Source organism: Pelosinus sp. IPA-1 (assembly GCF_030269905.1).
Classification (GTDB): domain Bacteria; phylum Bacillota; class Negativicutes; order DSM-13327; family DSM-13327; genus Pelosinus.
This window is the reverse complement of sequence record NZ_BSVC01000003.1, coordinates 588,859-612,280: the sequence shown is the minus strand read 5'-3', so window position 1 is coordinate 612,280 and position 23,422 is coordinate 588,859. Positions and strand designations below refer to the sequence as shown.

General features: G+C 39.6%; 19 protein-coding genes. 1 reads left to right on the top strand and 18 read right to left on the bottom strand.

The features are described 5' to 3' along the window. Positions 1–28: 28 nt before the first annotated feature. The 10 genes from QSJ81_RS09500 to pstC form a co-directional block, all read right to left on the bottom strand. The gene (locus QSJ81_RS09500) at positions 29–1,204 is read right to left on the bottom strand and encodes a Ger(x)C family spore germination protein (RefSeq protein ID WP_285717174.1); all 1,176 of its coding nucleotides are present in this window, start codon (positions 1,202–1,204) and stop codon (positions 29–31) included. Next, complete coding sequence (locus tag QSJ81_RS09495; protein ID WP_285717173.1) at positions 1,197–2,315, bottom strand: GerAB/ArcD/ProY family transporter; 1,119 nt, start codon at positions 2,313–2,315, stop codon at positions 1,197–1,199. The genes QSJ81_RS09500 and QSJ81_RS09495 overlap by 8 nt, the downstream gene beginning before the upstream one ends. Continuing rightward, a complete protein-coding gene (locus QSJ81_RS09490) occupies positions 2,308–3,984 on the bottom strand; it encodes a spore germination protein (protein WP_285717172.1) in 1,677 nt (558 codons plus the stop codon). Before QSJ81_RS09490 ends, QSJ81_RS09495 begins: the two co-directional genes overlap by 8 nt. Before the next feature lie 317 nt (positions 3,985–4,301). After that, positions 4,302–5,276: a SpoIID/LytB domain-containing protein gene (locus tag QSJ81_RS09485; protein ID WP_285717171.1), complete on the bottom strand. Its 975-nt coding sequence runs from the start codon at positions 5,274–5,276 to the stop codon at positions 4,302–4,304. Positions 5,277–5,334: 58 nt separating this feature from the next. Further along, complete coding sequence (locus tag QSJ81_RS09480) at positions 5,335–5,499, bottom strand: hypothetical protein (protein WP_285717170.1); 165 nt, start codon at positions 5,497–5,499, stop codon at positions 5,335–5,337. 3 nt (positions 5,500–5,502) lie between these two features. Then, positions 5,503–6,750: a Ger(x)C family spore germination protein gene (locus QSJ81_RS09475; protein WP_285717169.1), complete on the bottom strand. Its 1,248-nt coding sequence runs from the start codon at positions 6,748–6,750 to the stop codon at positions 5,503–5,505. Beyond that, a complete protein-coding gene (locus QSJ81_RS09470) occupies positions 6,735–7,832 on the bottom strand; it encodes a GerAB/ArcD/ProY family transporter (protein ID WP_285717168.1) in 1,098 nt (365 codons plus the stop codon). Before QSJ81_RS09470 ends, QSJ81_RS09475 begins: the two co-directional genes overlap by 16 nt. Continuing rightward, the gene (locus QSJ81_RS09465) at positions 7,825–9,702 is read right to left on the bottom strand and encodes a spore germination protein (protein ID WP_285717167.1); all 1,878 of its coding nucleotides are present in this window, start codon (positions 9,700–9,702) and stop codon (positions 7,825–7,827) included. Before QSJ81_RS09465 ends, QSJ81_RS09470 begins: the two co-directional genes overlap by 8 nt. 311 nt (positions 9,703–10,013) lie before the next feature. Next, on the bottom strand, positions 10,014–10,874 hold the full coding sequence (gene pstA / locus QSJ81_RS09460) for a phosphate ABC transporter permease PstA (protein WP_285717166.1): 861 nt from the start codon (positions 10,872–10,874) through the stop codon (positions 10,014–10,016). After that, positions 10,875–11,762 carry a phosphate ABC transporter permease subunit PstC gene (pstC, locus tag QSJ81_RS09455; protein WP_285717165.1) on the bottom strand — a complete coding sequence of 296 codons (888 nt, stop codon included), beginning with the start codon at positions 11,760–11,762 and terminating at the stop codon, positions 10,875–10,877. Between the two features lie 257 nt (positions 11,763–12,019). Between pstC and QSJ81_RS09450 the strand changes: the two genes are divergently transcribed. Continuing rightward, positions 12,020–13,405 carry a PhoH family protein gene (locus QSJ81_RS09450; RefSeq protein ID WP_285717164.1) on the top strand — a complete coding sequence of 462 codons (1,386 nt, stop codon included), beginning with the start codon at positions 12,020–12,022 and terminating at the stop codon, positions 13,403–13,405. A 39-nt stretch (positions 13,406–13,444) separates the two neighbouring features. On the opposite strand, the gene phoU is transcribed toward QSJ81_RS09450, so the two are convergent. The 8 genes from phoU to mfd form a co-directional block, all read right to left on the bottom strand. After that, on the bottom strand, positions 13,445–14,104 hold the full coding sequence (gene phoU, locus QSJ81_RS09445) for a phosphate signaling complex protein PhoU (RefSeq protein ID WP_038667489.1): 660 nt from the start codon (positions 14,102–14,104) through the stop codon (positions 13,445–13,447). Positions 14,105–14,120: 16 nt separating this feature from the next. Beyond that, positions 14,121–14,876 (bottom strand): phosphate ABC transporter ATP-binding protein PstB, encoded by a 756-nt coding sequence (gene pstB / locus QSJ81_RS09440; protein ID WP_285717163.1) that lies wholly within the window; start codon positions 14,874–14,876, stop codon positions 14,121–14,123. A 95-nt stretch (positions 14,877–14,971) separates the two neighbouring features. Then, positions 14,972–15,661 carry a response regulator gene (locus QSJ81_RS09435; protein ID WP_285717162.1) on the bottom strand — a complete coding sequence of 230 codons (690 nt, stop codon included), beginning with the start codon at positions 15,659–15,661 and terminating at the stop codon, positions 14,972–14,974. A 66-nt stretch (positions 15,662–15,727) separates the two neighbouring features. Beyond that, a complete protein-coding gene (hbs, locus tag QSJ81_RS09430; protein WP_038667480.1) occupies positions 15,728–16,003 on the bottom strand; it encodes a non-specific DNA-binding protein Hbs in 276 nt (91 codons plus the stop codon). A gap of 103 nt (positions 16,004–16,106) precedes the next feature. Further along, positions 16,107–17,564, bottom strand: coding sequence for a bifunctional methyltransferase/pyrophosphohydrolase YabN (yabN, locus tag QSJ81_RS09425; RefSeq protein ID WP_285717161.1), 1,458 nt, complete (start codon positions 17,562–17,564; stop codon positions 16,107–16,109). A 39-nt stretch (positions 17,565–17,603) separates the two neighbouring features. Further along, positions 17,604–19,205 carry a putative polysaccharide biosynthesis protein gene (locus QSJ81_RS09420; protein WP_285717160.1) on the bottom strand — a complete coding sequence of 534 codons (1,602 nt, stop codon included), beginning with the start codon at positions 19,203–19,205 and terminating at the stop codon, positions 17,604–17,606. Positions 19,206–19,372: 167 nt separating this feature from the next. Continuing rightward, positions 19,373–19,942 (bottom strand): stage V sporulation protein T, encoded by a 570-nt coding sequence (spoVT, locus tag QSJ81_RS09415; RefSeq protein ID WP_038667470.1) that lies wholly within the window; start codon positions 19,940–19,942, stop codon positions 19,373–19,375. A gap of 172 nt (positions 19,943–20,114) precedes the next feature. Further along, complete coding sequence (gene mfd / locus QSJ81_RS09410) at positions 20,115–23,384, bottom strand: transcription-repair coupling factor (protein ID WP_285717159.1); 3,270 nt, start codon at positions 23,382–23,384, stop codon at positions 20,115–20,117. Positions 23,385–23,422: the final 38 nt, after the last annotated feature.

Genomic DNA, 23,422 nt, shown 5'->3' with positions numbered 1-23,422 from the left:
ATCCCAATGAGCCATTTACTTATACACCCTACTTATGGCTACCAATATTTCTTATTGTTACATTAACAGAAACATATAAGGGAATGGTAGGATATAGCTCATCCCATTGGTCTTTTACTTGCTCCCAAGTTTCCGGCTCATGGGCCTTTAATTTGCTGGCAAACCTGCCGACAGCATCTACCTTCATTTCTTTTTTTAAAACCTTTTCTGTATAGTAAATATTTCGCTTAATTTCTTCCGCAAAAGCTACTTCCAGTATTCGGAGATATTCTGGGTCCATTGCATCATTTACATTAATATCACCTTGAATTTCTCCAATATTTCCATACATAGTAATATCATCGGTGAAATAAATGGATCCATTTTCCACGTGAGGTGTTAGCGTTGTATCATGACGAAAAAGCTCAAAAACAATTTGATGCCCAGGGGTTTTAGGCGAATCAATTGTAACAACAGCTGACTTTTCCGTGCCTAACATCATTTTAGAACCTGCTACAGCATACTCATCTACATAACCAATAAACCTATCCTTTTTAAATACAGCAGAACCGCCTAGCTTTACCACTTTATCAACCATTTCGATTCGCGGCAAAATAACATCGCTTTTATTATCTAAATGCTGAACCGTATAACCAAGATCAGTCCGTGATGCGGTAACATGAAGGTTTTTAAGATGCAGGCGACTAAGATTGGCTAAAAAGACACCACCAGGTTCCTTTGATGGAGGGCTGAATTCAATTATGGGGCGAGCCTTCCCAGACGTAACATAGACTTTAATCCGAGAGCGCATTTCCGAATCCCGTTTAAAAAAATCCAGAATTTCTCCTAAGTCTACTTCTTTTAACACTGCATCACTAATAATAAGCACTTGTAAATGTTCAAACCAGAGAGACTTGCTACTTTGGCCTAACATGTCTCGAATCATCTCAAACATAGACTCACCTGTATTGGATTTGATAAAAGTCCTAGATTCGTCCTTTTGCTCTGCACCTGCAGCTAACTTTAATATCTGTAAACTCACTCGATAGCGTTTGCTACCATGGGGTTGTACAAAGGTTTCTACTTCTTTCACGTCATCTGCCTTATCAATTGCCACTGCTAATACAAAATTGCGGTCCTGTAATTCTCGCATATCCCAACAACCAGAGATCATAATACATACAAAAAGTATTAGTACACAAGCAATCCACTTCTTTTTAGCCACAGTCCTTACCTACCTTACTTTTTTTCCACCAAGTAAGCAGAAGAGCCGTGGGCACGACGCCGAAAGAAAATGATAAACCTAGCCACATTGTAAATTTCCCCAGTATTTCATTTACTTGCGGAGTATCAATTAACATAGCGCCTATGTAGATTATTGGTACCAACATTAATAGAATTGGGCGATGATCAGCATGCCGCCACTGCCGCATACATACTTCCGCCATAAAAAACATCATCGCTGCCAAGGTATCAAATACGACAGGTATCCAGGTTACTAGTAAATAATTTTCCAAACGTTCCAAAAATGTACCTGGCAATTCCACACTACGAATGACAATTAGAGATGGGAACGGCAAATTCTTGGCATCTTCCACCGTTAATACTCCAATGGTAAGCACAATGATAAGCATAAATACGATACTAAGCCCTACAAAAGCCACGCCAACCGTTTTAGCTAATTTAGCAAGGCTCACTTTTCGATAGACTAAAGGAAGTAATAAGAGTACACACTCATACCCACTATACATCCCCCATGTGGTAAAGCTCCCCAAAGTCACTCCCTTTATATCTAATGGCCATAAGGGCAACATATTCTCTGGCTGAAAATTTAAGATACTAGTTAACCAAACCAAAATTAATATGCTATAAGCAATTACAAATAAAAACTGCTGTATACGCAGAATTGTTCCCCAATCTTGCAATGCACAATAGGTACATACTACCAATAAAGCCAAAACTACTACCTCGGGTGGCGTTCTATCAAACATATAGAAGGTTATAATTCTACCTACACCATAGAATATTGTGATAACCTGCATATAAAATAGCAAATTGAACCAGAAAATTACAATGCCGCCGCCAATACGCCCAAAAATTCTTGGCGCATATTCTACTATGGTCTCATCCGGATACTGCTTTCCCAGCCTTAGCATAAAATAAGTAGCGGTGTAAAAAAACATTCCCCCCAATAGGACACTGATCCATGCACCATTTTTAACTTCGGCAATTAGACCACGAGGCGTCAGCATAATTTGAGCACCTATACAAGTTACAAATACTACAATTGCCAACTGCCCTGCAGACATATGTTTTTTTACTTCTAGATTAGCCATCCTCCTCACCAATCCTCGTTAGATCCTTAGCACCAAATTCTTTAGGCCTTTCTTTTAGTAATTTAGCAGGCAGCCTGACTATACCATCTTTCCAATCGGATAAAAGATCAATATCAAACAATCCTCCAATATAGGATTCACCAAAACTACGCAGAGAACATGCATGTATTGTTACCGCTAATATTCCTATTATGACTCCATATAATCCTAATATAGATGCTAACATCAGCATGGGAATTCGCAGCCAACGCAAGGCCAAATTGAAGGGATAAGAAGGCATAGAGTAAGAAGAAATGGCGGTAATCGCAACAACGACTACTAGCAATGGGTTAATTAACCCTGCTTGCACTACTGTGGTCCCAACAACAAATGCACCAAGCATAGTGGCGGCACCAGACAATCTTAGGGGTAGACGAACGATAGCCTCTTGAAACACTTCTAGTAAGACTTCCATCATAAAAGCTTCTAAAAAAGAAGGAAAAGGAGTACGAGCCCTCAGTTCTGCAATAGAAATCGCCATAGTAGTCGGTAACATTCCTGGATGGTATGAAACTACAGAAACATAAATAGCTGGTAGATAAATAGCAATAAAGGCTGCCGCATTTCTAGTCAAGCGAATGAGACTGGAGATTACTGGTTGTATTGTATAATCATCCGGAGATTGCATCATCACATTATACGTACAGGGAACTAATAGTGTAGCAGGTGTACCATCTACGATAATTCCTACCCTGCCCTCATATAATGCCGCAAGAACTTTGTCTGGCCTTTCTGTTGTTTGAAGCTGGGGAAAAGGTGACCAAGGATGATCTACGATAAATTCCTCAATCTTAGCTGAAGCTAATATTTTATCCGTTTTGATCAATCCTAGGCGGCGCTCTACCTCTTGCACTAAGCCTGGTTTCACTAAATTTGCTACATACAGTACGGCAACAGAAGTCTTCGTCCGTTCCCCTATTTTTAATATCTGCACTTTAAGATTGGTATCCCGAGAGCGGCGGCGTACCAAAACAATATTGTCTGGAAGACCTTCATTAAAGGCTTCATTGGGTCCTCTTAAAATATGTTCATTATTCGCTTCGCCAATATCACGTTTCACGTATTTAACAGCAGAAATGCTCAAACCTTCAGAAAGACCATCCATTAAAAGAAGAGCATTTCCCGTCATCACTGCATCAATTGCTGCACTAGCTTTGGTTAAAACACTTACAGAAGAAGCACCCAAGATATGCTCTGAAATACTTTTCATCGTAGCAAAAATTTCAGCTAGGTTACCTGTATTCGGATTATCAGGTCCCGTCTGGCTCATCAGCGGCTTAATTACATTTCTTTCTAGATTAGAAGTGTCAGCCATACCTTCAAGATAAACGATTAGTGCTTTCTTTCCGCCCGCATCAAAATTACGAAATTCAATATCACCGCAATCTTTAAAAATAGCTCCTAATAATTCCCTGTTTTCTTTCAATTTTTTCGTAAAAACAAAGGGTTCGGAGGATGGTGCCGCAACTCGACGAAGATCAGCAACAATCTGCTCTATCTCATCGCTTACGGAGATGCTTTGACTGGTCATCTGTTGTAATTTATTCAATTCTTTTTTAGCTAGTTGTACCGAAGCTTCAGGCCTATCCGCTGATAGTTTCCGAATCTTAGAGCATTTCAACCTTTTCATACCATTCCTCCTTCCTGTAATTACTATTTTTTGCGTTTCACTCTCTCTTTATACCAAGATCAATAATAATATTACATAGAAAAACAGCCAGATTATTATTCTGGCTGTTTTTTATCCGATGACTAAACCGCTCTAAGACTCCCATCTTCGATCTCGTTAACAGGTCTGTAATACCCTTCCTCTGGTCAGGATAACAGTCTGTAAACTCGAAATAAGTTCGCTCTAAGGGTCCCCGGACCCAAGGCGGCTAAGTCCCTGGATAAGTGGGACTTAAATTCAGATGGAGTTAAAACTCCATCTGAATCAAGTCTTCTTTATTAGTTCCAACGTTTTTCAATTGTTACATCCTTGAAGTATTGTCCAATGATCTCCTCAGGTTTCTTGCCTTTCGCTGCTAAATTATTTGCCCCCCATTGGGATAATCCTACTCCATGACCATACCCCTTACCGGTAAAGACTATCGTTTCACCGCTAACTTCTACCTTGTCTAACAGCATGGATTTAAGTTTTGTACTGCCCAGTCCTACCCTTACCTCTGGTGCGGAAACTTCTAAAGTTTTGTTAATTAGTAATGTGGTTGCACGGCCTGAAGGTCCTTTTTTTCCAATCTCTACACTTTCGATAGTAGCAGCCGTTTTCCCCATTTTTGTCATAACTTCCATCATTTCTTTTTTCGTGAAAGAAGCCGTCCAATTTTGTACATCACTAGGAGCTAGTTCATCAGGAGAGTTAACAGATTGAATGTAGGGAGGTTCCTCATCCTTAAAGTTAAGCCCTTCTTTCGCCGTTGCTGTGATACCACCGGCAGAAGCGTGAAACCAAGCATGGATTGGTTTGCCTTGATAGGTAGCTATCATTCCTCGTGTCATTTCAACTGCCTTTTTAACACGATCATTTACTGATTTCCCATCATAGGCTTGAAATTCCTTAATATCTGTAGATGCTTGTGTTCCCCTTGCCGGTACACCTCCCTTTTCTTCTATGGCTTGTACCGTAAATGTCCTTGCCAATATAGCTTGTGCTGCTAAAGCCTCTACTGGCCAGTCATTTTTCATTTCCCCTGCGACTACACCTGCTATATACTCTTCCATCTTCATGGTTTTCTTTTCCCCTGTTTCATGCATAAAGACAGTAATATCAGGTTCGTTCCCTTGTATCGCTTGCTTCTGATTAGCAGGCGGCGGAGTTTGTTGATCCGGCTTGGACTGAGGCGTTTTTAAGAGAGAGCAACCACTCATCAAAAGCACACCGATTACTAATGTTGCAATTAGATACCATTTTTTAAATCCCATCTTTTTTGCCTCCTTATTACTTTACTTGTAGTATGAGCGGAAAATTCAAATACATTCATTACCCCTCCCTTATTATGTTATAAATAGGTAAGACTATATTTAAAAGCGCAAGAACAATTACTCCAAAGGCCCCTAATCGATTTCCATTTTTTTTTAACCATAGGCAAAATGAAATTCCGTGGACACCAGCTAATAAAGCCAATAATAAAAACACATATTCCATGTCTTATTCTCCTTTTTCGATTATTTCCATCGGAACGGTTCTAAGCATCAAACCAGTGCGACGAATTTTCGTGTTGATTTCAACATGCACTTCTGCCTGATTGTATTTTTCATTCCAGTTATAATCCAAGAAATCTTGCATATTGGAAAATAGGGGGTGCATGTAATAGCCGAATCCTGCGACATCCGAGTTAAGCTCTTGGGTATGTTTAATAAAATTGACCATTTCTTCTTGTAAAACATTATTTATCTGAGATTCTACTAACTTTAAATAACTATCTTCCTCGTAGTTAATCCCCGATGTAATATTGGTAAATTCACCTTCCAGTAAGATCTTAACAGTAATTAGGGGATGACCATCCTCTAGGGTCGCTTTAATTTTAGGAGAGGAACCTAATCGCAAATAAACGTTTACATAAGATTTAGGGTCAAGAGGATCTTCTACGGATAAAAATCCACGGTGGTATGCACCTAATAACATTGATAACATACGGGTTTCCGTTGTGCTTAGCATTCCCACCATTTTATCTCCAGAAAATATGGCAGTACCTGCAAACTCTGCAGAAGTTCCCCCTTCACGGGGGATCTCTCCCGCAATGTAGCCATTGATCTTGCCGCCGGGAACTTTGGGCACGGCAATCTGCCCTTTACCAGATTGTGGATTGATGGCAACTAACGTGGCATAAGGTTGAGAACTTCTGCTTTTAAGCCGGTGGTAAAATTGATGAAAGCTAGTACGCAGAAAATAACCTGATTCCTCTCCTGAAATAAGCACGGTTTCAAAATACTTAGCGGGTGACATATTTGTAGTAGGCTTGCTTTCCTCTAAAAACTGTTTAGCTGTACCACGTGCTATTAAAACAAACATTGATCCACGATATTCCCGATACCGAAACAGAGACCCCCAAATATCCGTTAATCCCTGCCTGGATAATTCTTCTCCTAGCACTAATACTTTCGTATGCGAGAGTGAAGGCTTAGCTGCGATTATAGAATTAAGCAGATTAAGTGATTCGGCTATGGTTACTGCTGTATTGCTGATTAGAAAGGCATCTCCTCCAGGTTCTTTACTACCTTCTACACTGGGTTTAGCGATCTTGTATGTTACTGTAACCATTCCTTTTTCCTCTGCTTTATCAAGGCCCATAGCAATAATATAAGCAACCTCATTGCTTTCTCGCGCCCCATTACAGCCAGAAAGCACCATAGACACCCCCACTAAAATAATCCCTACAATTAAACGGAGGTACATCCTTCCTTCCTCCTTTTCCACAATGCCATGCTAAACAACAGTGTAGGAAAAACGTATATACCAATATCAAGTGCCGCTAGTAAATATTGATCTACTTTAAGGGTATAACCAATATCAGGAGGAAGCATGGCCAAATTTCCAATAATTAACGCTCCTAAAGGCACAATAGGCCTTAATGTCGGTAATTTGAGTAACATGGCAATTAAATATAATGCGACGTATAAACCACCGGCAACTGCTAATAACCCCAAGATTACCCAACCTATGATAAATAAAGCTTCAATCCGTTGAATATACTGATTGAGATAAACTAAACGTGCCAATTCGAAAAGGGGCATCGTCTTTTCCGATCCTAAAACTCCAAAAACCATTATGTAGACCAAACTAAAACTAATTCGTAATACCCCTGCGCCACATAACGCATAAAGCGCCGCTTTTTTTATGGTTTGTACATTTTGAAATGCAGGCGCCAAAAAAATTAGGGACAATACGCCAAAATTATAACCTGCGCCATTGACTCCCGAAGTAATCACGCGAAAAAAGCCATACCCCTGCCAAGGAGTTAAATTGTAGCCAATATAAAAAGGAATAAGCATAAGTAATATTAAAACAAGTCCACCGAGTAAGAATGGGAAAACAATATAACCCGTACGCGTCAATGCTTCTATACCTAAATAACATATAACGCCAACAGTAATAACATACCAAACGATCACCAATTGGAATTCTACCTGAGGCAAAGCAGTCTCTAAGGTATATTCTGCATATAGACGCAAGGTCAAGGCACTATTACTCAGAAACATAACACTGTAGATTAAGAGTATAAACCATGCTCCCAGCTCCCCTACTAGCTTCTGTAATACAATAAGAATATCTCCAGTTGCATATTTGCTCACATAAACCATCATAAAAAAAACCAATAAAGGTATTACTGTGTATACAACTTCTGCTAGCCACAAAATCTGCCCATTTTCCTGAATTAGATTTGAAATGGTAGACAAAAATAGCCGAGGAATTACAAGCCAAAAAACTAGTCCTACACCATCCATTAGACCTAACTTCCCCGTATGATAGCTATTCATCCTTATCCCCTTTTCTTCGCTTTTTAGTCCACATTCTACTAATAGTTTCTTGCCTTACAGGGTCCTTTGTATTGAGTTCATCAGGTCTTCTTGGCTGCTGGTAAACAGGGCTTCTGAGAACTACATCTCCACCATATACCGTCTTTGGTGCTACAGGTGTCAAATAAGGCATACCAAAAGATTTCATTGAAGAGATAATCGCAACTAAAACCAGGAGACCACAAGCAATTCCAATAAGACCCATCCCCATTGCTAATGCGATAAATAGAAATCGAAATAAGCGAAAAGCAGAGGCTAAGCGATAATCTGGGATACTATAGGAGGCTAGGCCCGTCACTGCAATGACAATTACCATCATGGGACTTACAATCTTTGCCGTAACTGCCGTTTGCCCTAAAATCAATGCACCTACGATACCAATCGTTGATCCTAAGATACCAGGAATACGAAGTCCCCCTTCACGAATCAGCTCAAAGGAGATTTCCATTAGCAAGATTTCTATAATAGTAGGAAAAGGTACTTGTGCCCTGGCAGCTGTAATGGATAACAGTAAGTCCGTTGGTATTGCCTCCTGATGAAAAGTGCTAATTGCCAGATATAAGGCTGGTAGTAATAAGGACAACATGGCGCTAAACCAGCGAATGATTCGAAGCATATTGGTATAATAAAGATTTAAACTAAAGTCATCAGAAGCATGCATTAAAGTAAATATGGAAACAGGTACAATATGGCCAAAAGGACTACCATCAACTAAAATTCCGACCCGTCCTTCTACTAAGTGCACCGCCATTCGATCCGGTCGTTCTGTTGACAGAGTCTGAGGGAAGGGACTGCGAGGATCATCTACAATCAAATGTTCTAAGATACCTGAATCTGCAATGAAATCTACACGAATTCCTTTAATCCGCCTTTTTACTTCTGAAACAAGCTGTTCATTGGCAATTGATTTTATATACATTACCGCACAATTGGAATTTCCCCGAGCCCCTACGGGAATCATTTCTGTTACAAGGTCACTAGCATGCAGCATAGTTCGAATTAATGCCGTATTAACACGCAATACTTCAGTAAAGGCGTTTTGTGAACCACGTACCGACTGTTCTGTTTCCGGTTTACCAATACTACGGTGTTCATAGCCTTTTGCTTCTACAGCCACCGCTTCATTACTACCTTCAAAAAATAAGATGGCATCGCCCGTGTTAATTCCCTGTTGTACCTCTACAAAGCTGTTGATTCGTGTAGCTTGTCCACTGGGCAAGCATTTTTCCATAATAGAACCGATTAAATCGTCCCCTTCTAGCTTTTCCTTCCGCTCTTGCATAAATAATAAGGGTCCTAGAATTGACAGATTCACAACTTTTTTATCAATTAAGCCATCCATAAATACCATCATGACTTGTATTCTAGGCTGGGTCGCAATGCTAATTTTTCGAATTACAATATCTTTGTTTATGGGCAAATTGTAGATGATTTCTAAGATTTTTTCGTTTCCATCTAGACTGGTGCTTACAACAGAATTATTATACATACCATCCGTACTGCGATTCTCAAGAAGTATTTCTTTTATTTCTGTCCACTGAGTCTCTATTTTTTCAAAATCTTTTTTGACGGTTTCTATTACTCCAGTCTCTGGGCTATTCTGCAAGGTTTTTATTGTTTTATTGAGAAATTCTTTTAAACCTCTAGCATAATCCAATAAAAATTCCATCTCACGACTACGTTCTTGTAAGGCTGATGACGAGAAATTATTCCTTTCCTCCGTATCATACTCTGTTTCATCAAGAACAAAAGGATTAGGCTCTTTGGGTGGTTGAAACAGTAGCAAGTTTGCCATATCAGAAACTATCTTACTAACCGTATTTTTCTCCATGCTACTACCTCCCCTATTTATCTTCTTATAGCTTTACCAAAATGAATTTTTTTACTACTAAAAAAGATAGGAAGCGGGGATCCTTTCCCCTTGTGTGATGTACTTGCATCATTGCATCTTTACATTTTTATATTCTAAATAAGAAAAGACTTGGCTTAGGCCAAGTCCTCGGACGCAGGTAGAAGCCTTAGTCGTTCTTACTTGGAATCAAGAAAGTGGTTATATTTTCTGACTCCGTAAAAAAAGAGATTGTTCCCATTGCGGAAACAATCTCTTTTTCCATATAATAAATGTCCGTTGTCAATTACCAATCAATGATTACCAACACCTAACTTTTTCTGAAGAACTTTACTAGGTATGGTGAACAATAAATTCAGCATTAAAATGGTAATAATCAGTAAGGCTCCAGCGCCGTTGGCTATATCAACTCTGTCAGGTACAAGCCCTACCGCCATAACATACCAAAGATGTACAGCTAAAGTTTCTCCTGCTGCTGTCACATCAAAATTGACCATTTGCCGACCAACCGTTGTACCAGCTGTAAAGATTAAAATCGCCGTTTCTCCTAAAGCTCTACCTGCGGTCAGCGTGATACCCGTTATAATACCCGGCAAAGCATTTGGTAATACAACTCGCCAAATTGTTTGCCACTTGGTAGCTCCAAGAGCTAGACTCGCTTCTCGGTAATGCACAGGAACGGTCCGTACTGCTTCTTCCGTGACCCTCACCAATACAGGTAAATTCAGCAAGGTAAGAGTCAAGGCTCCACCGATAATACTAAAACCCATACCTAAAAAATTCACAAATACAATCATACCAAATAACCCCAGAACAATGGAAGGAACGGTAGCTAAACTCTCCGTACTTAAACGAATAATATCCGTTAGACGATTGTTCCCTGCATATTCTGCCAAATAAACACCTGCACCAATAGCCAGGGGTATAGAAACTAACAAAGATAAAATTAGAATATAAAAGGAATTAAAAAGCTGGCCACCAACGCCGCCACCCGCCTCAATATCACTAGATCGACCAAAAATAAAGTCCCAGGACAATACTGGTACTCCCTTATATAAAATAAATAATAAAAAGGCAGCTAAAATGCCTAAAATTACAATACCTGCAAACCACATTGCCATCGTCGCAACTTTATCTACTATCTTTGCGGACATTTAAACCACCCTCTTTCTAGCAATACGCCGAATGATAAGAATCATCAGCAAAGACAACACTAAAAGAACGAATGCCATTAAAAACAAAGAATTTCCCCAAGCAGAACCAAAGGGTGTATTACCCATTTCTACGACAATTTCACTAGGCAATGTAGAAGTAGGCATAAATAGAGAGGTCGCCAATTGTGGCGTATTGCCAATCACCATTTGCACTGCCATGGTTTCTCCTACCGCTCTTGCCATTGCCAAGATAATCGATGTTAAGATACCAGGTAAAGCCGCGGGCAATAATACATTCCAAATGGTCTGCCATCTGGTTGCCCCTAGTGCTAAGGAAGCCTCTTCCAAGCTTTTAGGAACAAAACGCAATGCATCTTCTGAAATGCTAACGATCGTTGGTAAAATCATAATCGCCAAAATAATAGCAGCCGCCAATAAGCCAAAACCCATATTGACATGAAAATAAGTTCGAATAAAGGGAACAATAATTGTCAGGCCAACAAAACCATATACCACAGAGGGTATTGCTACATATAAATCAGTAGCAGGCCTCATAATCTTACTTAACCAAGGGGGGGCTATCTTCGCCATAAATACAGCACCAGCCAACCCCAAGGGTGCCCCTAATAAAATTGCTAAGGCTGTAACGGTTAGAGAACCTGTAATAAAACTTAACGCGCCAAACTGACTTCCCATAGGATCCCATTTTGCTGAAAGGAAAAAATCAAGAGGGCTTACCTCGCTAAAGGTCAACAATCCTTGACCACCTACAAAGATAATGATTGTTACGATAATTAACGTCATAAAACCAGCACTAGCAATAAATACATATTTCATATAATAATCATATAGTAATTTCATTTTATGTTCTTTGTCCACGAGCTGCATTTTTAATCCCTCCTATTTCTATAGATTTGACTAGGCCAAACCTTACATTCATTGTCTTTGAAAAAGGCTATATACCTATATAAATTGTAACCCATCCCATGTTTCTCTTTGTTATGATATTGTTAACAAATTGTTAAGTCTATACGCAGTATTTCGCTTAAATTTCCATTAAAAATCTTACTACATAGTAACTCAACAGTCTTACTTTTGCATATAATAAAACATAAGAAGTAATTCTTAATCAGAGGAGGATTACATTGAAGAAATGTTACGTTATTGATACTAATGTTCTCCTACATTCACCAAACGCAATATTCACTTTCAATGAGCACACTGTAATCATTCCCGAAGTGGTCCTTGAGGAACTAGATCGTTTTAAGTCTGAAAGCAACGAACGAGGTGCTAACAGTCGTGAAGTCAGCAGAATTATTGATACTCTACGGACTACAGGAAATTTATTAGAAGGAGTTGCTCTAAATGAGCACGGCGGAAGGCTCCAAATTGAAACGAATCATCTTGATACCAAAATCCCTGCCAATTGGCCCCGTTCTAAGCCTGATAACCGTATCTTACAAGTGTGTAAAGGGTTAGCAGAAGCCGATCACTTTACTGTATTAGTCAGCCGGGATACCAATATGCGGGTAAAAGCTGCCATCCTCAATATTCAAGCCGAGGACTTCCGCAACGAAAAGGTAGCTAGTATCGAGGAACAGTATACAGGACGTGGTACTATCTATACATCCTCTGAAGTTATGAATGCCTTTCACCAGAGTGATTCAAACTCGATTGACCCTGCATCTTTATTTGCTTATAACGAAGCAACTCACTCATTAATAGCGGCTCCTTTAGAAACAAACCAATTTTTCTTAATTCGGTCTACCGATAATGATCGCCATACTGCTTTAGGTCGTTTTAATGGTGAAAAACTCGTTCATTTGCGCTATCATAAACACAATCCTTTTGGGGTTGTCCCCCGCAACATCGGACAAATCTTTATGCAAGAATGTCTGATGATGAGTGCCTCCGAAGCTCCCTTAGTCATTATTAAAGGCCCCGCTGGAACCGCCAAAACCTTTTATGCATTAGCCGTAGGTTTATACCAGCATTTCGACTGCCGTCCAAGGGATTATAATCATATCCTAATTTGTAGGCCCAATGTACCTATGGACGAAGACATTGGTTATCTTCCTGGGTCAGAAGCTGACAAAGTAAGTCCCTTTATGCGAGGTATTCGGGACAATTTGTTTACCCTGATGAACGGAAGTTCCATCGATGATGCAAAAGAGTTGGCCCAAGCAGAAGATACAGTTCAACTTTTATTTGATAGACATGTTATCCAAACAGAAGCCTTAGCCTTTCAACGAGGACGATCTTTACAAAAATATTGGGTAATCTTAGACGAAATGCAAAATTCCACACCTCGCCAAGCCAAAGGAGTTATTACTAGGCCAGGGCTGGGGACTAAGATTATCTTACTTGGTGATCCTGCTCAAATTGACCACCCATACTTAGATAGCCAATCTAACGGACTGGTATTTGCCAGTGAAAAAATGCGAGGCTCTAAATTATGTTTTCAAGTAACCTTGCAGCATGATGAATGTGAACGATCTCCTCTAGCTGCTGAAGCGGCTCTAAGGTTATAAAATAAAACTTCAAAAAAATAAACTGCCGTACTTGGCAGTTTATTTTTTACGCATCCGCTGTCCTGTTTCTAAATAAATAACCCATTCTCCAATATTTGTAGCATGATCCGCAACACGTTCTAAATAACGTGCTACAAACAGTAGTTGGGTGGCTTGTTTTATATTACGGGGATCTTCCATCATATACGTTAACAATTCACGGAATGTTTGATGGTAGATATCGTCTACCTCATCATCTGCAGCACATACTCGTTCTGCCAGGGCAATATCAAGGTTGATATAAGCTACCAAAGAATCCTTTAGCATCTTTTGTGCCATGGCTGACATTCGCGGGATATCTACCAAAGGCTTAATAAGTGGCTGTCCAGCAATACTTAGGGCAATTTTAGCTATATCAAAGGCGTGATCTCCGACCCGTTCCAAATCTGTTGTAATCTTGAGCCCTGTACCTATAATTCTTAGATCTCTTGCCAAGGGCTGCTGTCTTGCTATCAAGACCATACACTTATCTTCAATATCACTTTCCATATTATCAATATAGTCATCCCCAGCCATAACTCGCTTAGCCATCTCTACATCTTGTGTTGTCAAAGAGGCTACAGCTTGCCCAATAGCCAGTTCAACACGATTTCCCATTTCTAAGATCTCATTTCGTAGCTCTTCGAGATCATGATTATAACTTTGTCTGGTACTAGTCATCCTTTAACCTCCTTTATTAACCAAATCGGCCCGTAATATAATCTTCTGTCCGCTTATCTTGAGGTCTAGTAAATATAACATCTGTTTTGTCATATTCCACCAACTCGCCATTTAAAAAGAATGCAGTATAATCAGACACCCTAGCAGCCTGCTGCATATTGTGAGTAACCATCACGATTGTATACTTTTGCTTTAAGTCAGACACCAATTCCTCAATTTTCATGGTGGATATAGGGTCAAGAGCAGAACAAGGCTCATCCATTAATAGCACCTCAGGCTCAATTGCTAGTAACCTAGCAATACATAGACGTTGTTGTTGTCCGCCTGATATACCCATAGCTGAACTATGAAGGCGATCCTTGACTTCTTCCCACAGTGCCGCTCCTTGTAAGCTTTTCTCTACAATCTCATCAATTTGGGCTTTATTTTTCATACCATGAATTCGGGGGCCATAAGCAATATTATCATAAATCGACATTGGAAATGGATTGGGTCTCTGAAAAACCATCCCCACTCTTTTTCGCAATAATACTACATCTGTATCCGGATGATAAATATTAACTCCATCTAATAGGACTTCGCCTTCTATTTTAACATTTGTAACTAAATCATTCATACGGTTTAGCGTTTTAATAAAAGTCGATTTACCACAACCAGAAGGCCCAATTAAGGCTAATACACTGTTTTTCTCCACGCCAAGAGATATTTTCTTTAAGGCCAGTGCATCTCCATAGTATAATTTAAGCTTATTTACATGAATTTTATAATCCATAATACGTCCTCCTGTATTCTTTGGGCTTTCCTATTGCTATAAGAAATATACCACAAAGTACGGTGATATATTATTAATTTATTATTACGTTTTTGTTAAATTTCACTGAAACGATAACCTACGCCTCGAACCGTTTCTATTGCCTCCGCTACTTCCGGCTGAGTTGCCAGTTTTGCTCTTAAATGTCTCACATGTACATCTACAGTTCGCGTGTCACCAAAGTATTCATAGCCCCATACTTTCTCCAGTAATTGTTCACGGGTATAAGCCTTGCCTACATTAGTAATAAATAGCTTTAGTAGTTCATACTCTTTGGGAGTCAACTCTAATTTTTCATTATCTAGATAAGCTGAATAACTGGCAAAGTTCAAGCGTAATTTACCAACCGCCAATTCACCATCATGTACACTTTCCTTGTGGCTGCGGCGTAATACTGCTTTAACTCGGGCAACTAGTTCTCGTGGACTAAAGGGCTTTGTCATATAATCATCAGCGCCTAGTTCTAAACCGACAATCTTATCCACTTCTTCATTTTTGGCCGTCAACATAATAATAGGAATACTTGCTGTGTGCTGTTGTCCCTTAAGTTTGCGGCATACTTCCATACCATCGATACCTGGAATCATTAAATCCAAGATAATTAAGTCCGGTTTATCGCTCCGAACCAATTGGAGTGCTGTATGACCATTATCAGCCTTTAAAACTTGATAACCTGCTTTATGTAAGTTAAACTCGATTAACTCTGCAATCGTCGGCTCATCATCAACAATTAATACATTGCTCATCTTTACACTTCACCACCCTTAAAATAAAAACCAGGTTATAATAACCTGGTTTTTATTTATAAAATTTTATTGATTTACGATGTCTTTCAAGCCTTTACCAGCCTTGAAAACTGGGTTCTTAGATGCTGGAATAGTAATTTCAGCACCAGTTTGTGGGTTGCGACCTTTTCTTTCTTCACGTGTTTTCACTTCAAAAGTTCCAAAGCCAATGATTTGGACCTTATCTTGTTGTGCTAAAGCTTCCTCAACACTAACAAATAAAGCATTGATCGCTTTTTCAGCATCCTTTTTAGTCAAACCCGCTTTTTCTGCAACACTTGCAATTAACTCAGTTTTATTCACAAAAATAGCCTCCTTATGAAAATCGTTACGAATAGCTTATTCGCTATCATTCTTTTTATTCCTGTCTATTTTCTAAAAAAATACGAAAAAAACACGAATTTCTTTAAATTTTGTGCTTTTTTGCCTCTTTCCAGAGTAAATCAAGCTCCTCAAGTGACATTTTTTCCCAATTATGACCTTTTTCCTTCACTTTGTTCTCAATGTACATAAACCGCCGACGAAATTTGTTATTTGTAGTATTTAATGCCACTTCTCCATCAATTTTCAAAAACCTAGCTAAATTCACCACAGAAAATAATACATCTCCTAGTTCAGCTTCTATGTCAGCAGCTTGTCCCTCTGCACAGGCCTCCTTTAGCTCCGTCAGCTCTTCATATATCTTGTCCCATATTGGCTCAATACAATCCCAATCAAAACCTACTTTAGACGCTTTTGCCTGCAACTTATATGCCCTCATGAGACTAGGGAGTTCCTTTGGTATACCATCAAGCACAGAAGGTCTATCATGACCATGCTCCTGCTTTTTAATTGCGTCCCAATTAAGAACTACCTCGCCCGCATCCCGTACTTTAATATCACCAAATACGTGGGGATGACGGCGCACCATTTTCTCTGTAACTGTATCAATTACATCCTGCATTGAAAAGATCTTGGATTCTTCCGCTATGCGTGCATGAAACACAATTTGCAGTAATAAATCGCCAAGCTCTTCACATAAGTCATCACCATTTTCTAAATCGATGGCTTCTAACACTTCGTACACTTCCTCCACCATATACCGTCTGAGGCTGGGGTGTGTTTGTTCAATATCCCAGACACACCCCTCTTTCGAACGAAGTTTTGCCATAACACTAAGAATCGGCTCTAAAGAAAAAGACTGACTTACTGCCGGACGCTGGGGCACATACACACTTGTAAGGTGATCAATACCAGGCACCCTATCCAATTCAAATAAAGGTACTGTTAATAGCTGTTCATCAGGTAAGCCTAAATTCTTCACAACAACCACTTCAAAATCATCAGGATAGTTTTCCATTAAGACCAATTTCGCTTCGGAAGCAACATAAGCATTATAAACCTGTGTTACCACCAAAGCTGTTGTTAATTCGGGCGGTATAGCTGCCAAATCGGCAGCATCAAGTACCGTGACACCTTCAATGGGATCTATGGCCAAACGTGTATATAAGACTTCTAAGAAGCTCATACCTGGCAATATGGTGATAGGTACATTTTTCTCTGCCGCTAAACTTCGAATTAGCACAACGGTTTTTTCCGCCACAAGAGGACTGCCTGGCACCGCATATACTACTTTTTTCCCCATTACTGCCTGCTTTATACATTCATGGGCAATGGCCATATAAATCTCTTCAAAAGACTCTTTTTCTTCATAAATAGAATCATAACTAGTAAATGGTATACCACGCTTCACAATTTCTGCAACTGTTGGATGTTTTGCGGTACGCAAAAGTAACGTTTCCGCAGTTTTTAGCTTTTCAAGGGTCTCGATTGTAATAAGACCAAATGAACCGGGTCCTAAACCCACAATTGTAATTTCTCCCATGTTATCGCCTCATATTCATATTGTAAAATAAAAAATAGATTATTTCCGTAGTACACCTATTTTACTTAAAAAAGCAGCTAATTGTAAACCAAATTTAGGTAAATTTTCAATATCCCGCTGCTGTATTCCTCCTAGTAGTAAGAGAATAACACCATACATGCTACCACCTACAGTGATAGAAACCAGCGTCGCTGTTGTATTAGCAAAGGTTTTAAGCATAACGCAATCATAAGTCAGTAGTACAATCGCCCCCATCACAACCGCAGCAATCGCTGCTTTTACCGTATCTTTAGCGTCAATGCTAAAGCCTACATAATGATACACAAAATATACATTCAAAAGAGCCCCCAAGGTAAAATCTACATTTGTCGCCCACGCAGCACCTTCAATCCCTAAAGACGGCATCGCTGTTAACGTCCAGCTTAACATGATCTTTACAATAGCAGCAACTACCATATTAATAAGAGGAATGGCTGTATGCCCGAGTCCTTGTAAAACTCCTGTAGTCACTTGGTGAATCCCTAGTAGTACAACACCACCTGATAATATGGCAATAGAGACACCTGCATTTGGTGTACCATAAAGCATTAAAGATATGGGTGTCGCCAAAAGATACATGCCAATAAAACTCGGTATTGTAATTAAATTAGCAATCCTCATTGCCATGGCCGTACTTTGATAGATTCTGTGGTGATCCTTAAGTGTAAATGCCTCGGAAATGGCAGGTACTAAGCTAGACGACAAAGATCCGGTTAAAATTGTAGGCACATTAATTAGTGCAATTGCCATACCTGTTAAATAACCAAATAACTCGGTAGCCTGTTCAATGGAATAGCCGGCAACCTCAAGCCTTGCGGGTACGATTAACAAATCAATACTCGACACTACAGGAAGCATAATATTGGCTAATGATACAGGTAAGGCAAGTTTTATAATGCGAGATATAACCTTACTACTTGCTTCTTGTTTGATAATCGGCTCAGCAACCATCTTCGTCTGTAATTCTATCCGGTGGTTCCAGTAATAATACATTAGTACTATTAGTCCAGCTACAGCTCCAGGAGCTGCTCCAAAACTAGCGCCTGCCGCCGCATACTCAAGGCCAAGTGGCAATAAATAAAAGGCGAGAGCAATCATGATTATTACCCGAAGCAGCTGCTCAAATATTTGAGATACGGCAGTGGGTGTCATCATCTGCAAACCTTGAAAATAACCCCGATAGCTAGATAAGACAGTAACAAAGAATATTGCTGGAGCTAATGCGGCTATCGCATAATACGCCCGAGAATCTCTTATAAATTGATGCTCAATTAGCCACCCCGCACCAAAATATAATAAAAAAGTAAAAGTAACCCCTGTCAGAATTAGTAAACCTAACGAAATACGAAATACGCGATTTGCCCCACGGAAATCAGATAATGCTACCTTCTCTGCCACAATGATCGAAATCGCTACAGGGATACCAGCAGATGAAACACTTAATGCCAAAAGATAAATGGGATAAGCCATTTGATATAATCCAATACCCTCTCCCCCTAATAGGCGAGACAGTAAAATACGGTTTACCGATCCAATTAATTTAACAATAACACCGGCAACAGTTAAAATGAATGCCCCTTTTAAAAAAGTATCTTTACTCACCTATTTTCTTCCCTCCAGCATTGCCATTCGTATCATACTATACTTATTCTGAAGGTGCATATTATATTATAATAAAGTGCAAAAAATAGCTCATACTTTTTTTCTAAAGAAAAAATACAAAAAGTAGCGAACTGGTGTCCGCTACTTATGACTAATGCAAAAGTGATTTATGTTGCCATTTGTTTTGCAAGGAATCCTGCAGCAGTTTCTGCTAACTTGACTTCCATTTCACTCATCTGCACTCCCTGCTGTTTGGAACAAAGAACGACTGCACCAATGGACGTACCTTCAACAATAATCGGGGCAATGACTTCTGACGTAAATTTACATACTTCATCATCATCACCTGCATCAATAATACAACCTTTACAACCTTTGCCGTCAGTAAGATTGTTTAATACTATTGCCTTACGATCTTCCATTACTTTTTCCAATACAGAACCCAATGGCTTATTCAAGAACTCTTTCTTCGACGAGCCTGCGACAGCGACTATAGTATCTCTGTCTGCTATTAAGACAATATGACCTACTGCCTCATACAATGAATCAGCATATTCCTTTGCGAAATCACCTAGTTCACTTACTGGAGAGTATTTCTTAAGAATAACTTCCCCTTCTCGATCAACATATATTTCCAGTGGATCACCTTCACGTATTCTAAGTGTTCGCCTAATTTCTTTTGGTATTACTACTCTACCTAAATCATCAATTCTTCTTACAATTCCAGTCGCTTTCACCAGTTTCCCCCCTTTTCTACAGTTTTTGTCAACTGATTTCAGAGATAGTATATATCCAACTTGACATTTTTATTCACACACCTTGTGTTAAAAAAACTTCAATTAAACGGCCAGAGCCTTCGGACATAGAAGATCACTAGGGGATGGTCATTCGGAATTTTATATCTTTTTTTCAAGGAACTAATGTTTTAAGTACTTTCACCAACCAGCCAAGTAATGTCTCACTCTTAATTTGAGCCGTCTTTAGACGAATCCCTTCAGGATACATCATTACCCGATTGGGAAACGCATCTTTTAGAGCCATAATTTGAGTCGGTTCTACATGAGGCCGGTCAATAAATGTGACTTCAATATAATTACTTTGCTGAATAATCGACCGAATACCAATTGTTCTCGCTAAATTTTTAATTCTAACAACTTCCAATAAATTAACCACACAGGTGGGTGGCTCACCAAATCGATCTACCAATTCATCAACAAGATCCGAAATATGTTGTTCATTCCTGCTGGCAGCAATACGTTGGTATATTTCAATTTTATGCATAGCATCGCTAATATAGTCGCCACTTATATAAGCATCTATATTAAATTCTAGCACTGGTTCAATCGGTGCCTCGAATTTTTGTCCAGTTTTTAGCTGTTGAACAGCTTCATCCAATAAACGACAATACATTTCAAAACCTACACTAACAATATGTCCATGCTGCTGGGCTCCCAAGAGATTTCCAGCACCTCTAATTTCTAAATCACGCATGGCAATTTTAAAACCCGCACCTAATTCTGCAAACTCCTTAATTGCTTGCAAACGTTTTTCAGCTACTTCTGTCAAAACTTTATCTTGTCGATAGGTAAAATAGGCAAAAGCCATACGATGAGAACGTCCGACTCTTCCCCGCATCTGATAAAGTTGTGATAAGCCAAATCGATCTGCATCATAAACAATAATGGTATTGGCATTTGGTACATCAAGGCCATTTTCAATGATACTAGTGCACAGCAATACATCATCATTACCCTCATAAAAATCAAGCATAGCTTGTTCTAATATTTCTTCTGGCATTTGCCCATGGGCTACCCTAATTTTGGCATCAGGCAGCATTTCTGACAACCTACGATGCATTTTATCAATGGTTTGCACTCTGTTATAGACAAAATATACCTGACCACCTCTTTTTAGTTCCCGTTTAATTGCATCACGCATAACTTCTTCGTTATATTCCACTACATAACTTTGTACGGGGAAACGTTCTTCGGGAGGAGTTTCAATAATACTCATATCCCTCGCCCCTACTAATGACATATGTAGAGTTCGTGGGATTGGTGTAGCGCTTAAGGTAAGTACGTCAATGCCTGCACTCCACTGTTTTAACTTTTCTTTTTGCTTCACCCCAAAACGCTGTTCTTCATCTACAATGAGCAGACCAATATCTTTAAATTTCACATCCGATTGCAAAATACGGTGTGTCCCAATTAATACGTCTACTTGGCCGTTCCTTAAGGCCTCAATCGTTGCACGTTGCTCTTTTGCACTACGAAAACGACTAATCACATCTACAACTGGCCCAAAACCGGCAAACCGAGCACTTATCGTCTGATAATGCTGCTGAGCCAACACTGTGGTGGGTACCAAAATCGCCACTTGCTTACCACCCATAACCGCTTTAAAAGCTGCGCGAACAGCAACCTCCGTTTTACCAAAACCCACATCCCCACATAATAGTCGATCCATGGGCTTCGCCTGCTGCATATCTGCTTTTATTTCAGTAATAGCACTTAATTGATCTGGCGTTTCTTCAAAAGGGAAAGCATCTTCAAATTCTTTTTGCCAAGGAGTATCCGCCTCAAAAGCGTAGCCAGATACAATCTCCCGTTTGGCATAGATCTCTAGCAATTCTTTTGCCATGTCCGCCACGGCCTTTTCTGCTTTTCCCTTGGCTTTTAGCCATTCGCTACCCCCCATTTTGTTTAAACGAGGTGCATCCCCTTCTGAACCAATGTACTTTTGTAATAGATTTACTTGATCTGTCGGAACGTAAAGTTTGTCTTCTCCAGCATAGCGGATGTGTAAGTAATCTTTATGAACGTTACCAACAACAAGGGTCTCTACTCCTACATACTTTCCAATACCATGATTGACATGTACAACATAGTCGCCAATCTTAATATCACGGAAGTAGGCAATTTGCTGCCCTTTACCCACTCTTGGGCGAGGCTTTTTCTTTTGCCTGCCCATAATATCTTTTTCTGTAATAACAGCCATATGAGCCTGTGGCAGCTCAAAACCTGCCGTTAATAAACCCACGGTCACTAATACAGAGCCTTCCACTAGGGCAGGAATTGTTTCAGAAAAAACAGCATGAATACCGTCCTCTGCCAAACTATGCTGAAGTGATAGGGCTTTCTCACTATTTGACATGAAAATAATAGTATATGATTTATGCTCCTGCCAACTTTTTAATTCGGCGAGTAACATATCCATCTGACGTTGAAATGGCACAATACTTTTAGCCGTAATACTAACAATTTCATCAGGTTGGGTATAAGGAATCTTTTGTAACATTAAAGATAAGTACATTACATTATAATATTTCGCAGCGCCTACTATATCTGACCAAGTAAAAGTACTTTTCTTCAGTTCAGGATTTTCCTTAACCAACTTACTCATCTGCTCCCGAACGCGAGCAGCTTCATCAAATACTACAGTGGCACTAGAAGGCAAATAGGATAAGAACACAGTAGGCGTTCCTGTTTGCTCTACTTCTGAAAGAGGCAAAATGTCAGCTTGCACTACAGGATGCATAGATCTTTGTGTCCCAGCATCAAATTCACGCAGAGAATCTACTTCATCGCCGAATAACTCCAAACGAATTGGCACTTTACTGCTGATAGGGAATATATCTATAATTCCGCCTCTGGCACTAAATTGACCAAGCCCGTCTACTTGTTCCACTCGCTCATAACCAAATCGAACCAGAGATTCTAATAATTCCTCACGGATAATTTCTGTACCACTGGTTATTGTAATACGATTATTCTCAAAATGTTCTCGTGGTAACACTTTTTGGATTGTTGCCTCAGCCGTTGCTAAAACAATCAGATTTTCCCCCCGTATCATGCGTCCTAAAACATCCATACGACGGGCTGCTAACTCTACCCCTTTAGCAGCGGCAGTAAAGGTAATAATATCCAAAGCAGGCAATTCAAGAACAAGGGTACCAGGAAGTAATGTGGCAAAATCAGCACGCAATTGTTCCACCGACTCCTGATTGCCAGTAATAATCACAGTAGGCCTTGGACTTAATTGATAGGCCGCAGCCAACAATGCGCTTTTTTGCGCACCTGTTACGCCATAAATTTGGCTTTGGCTAGCAGTCATTTGATAAGCGGCAAATACCCGCTTTATCCCTGGGTCATTTTTCATAATTTCAAATAAATTATTCATAGCACCTCATCCTACAATCAGAAAACTTTCATACTACT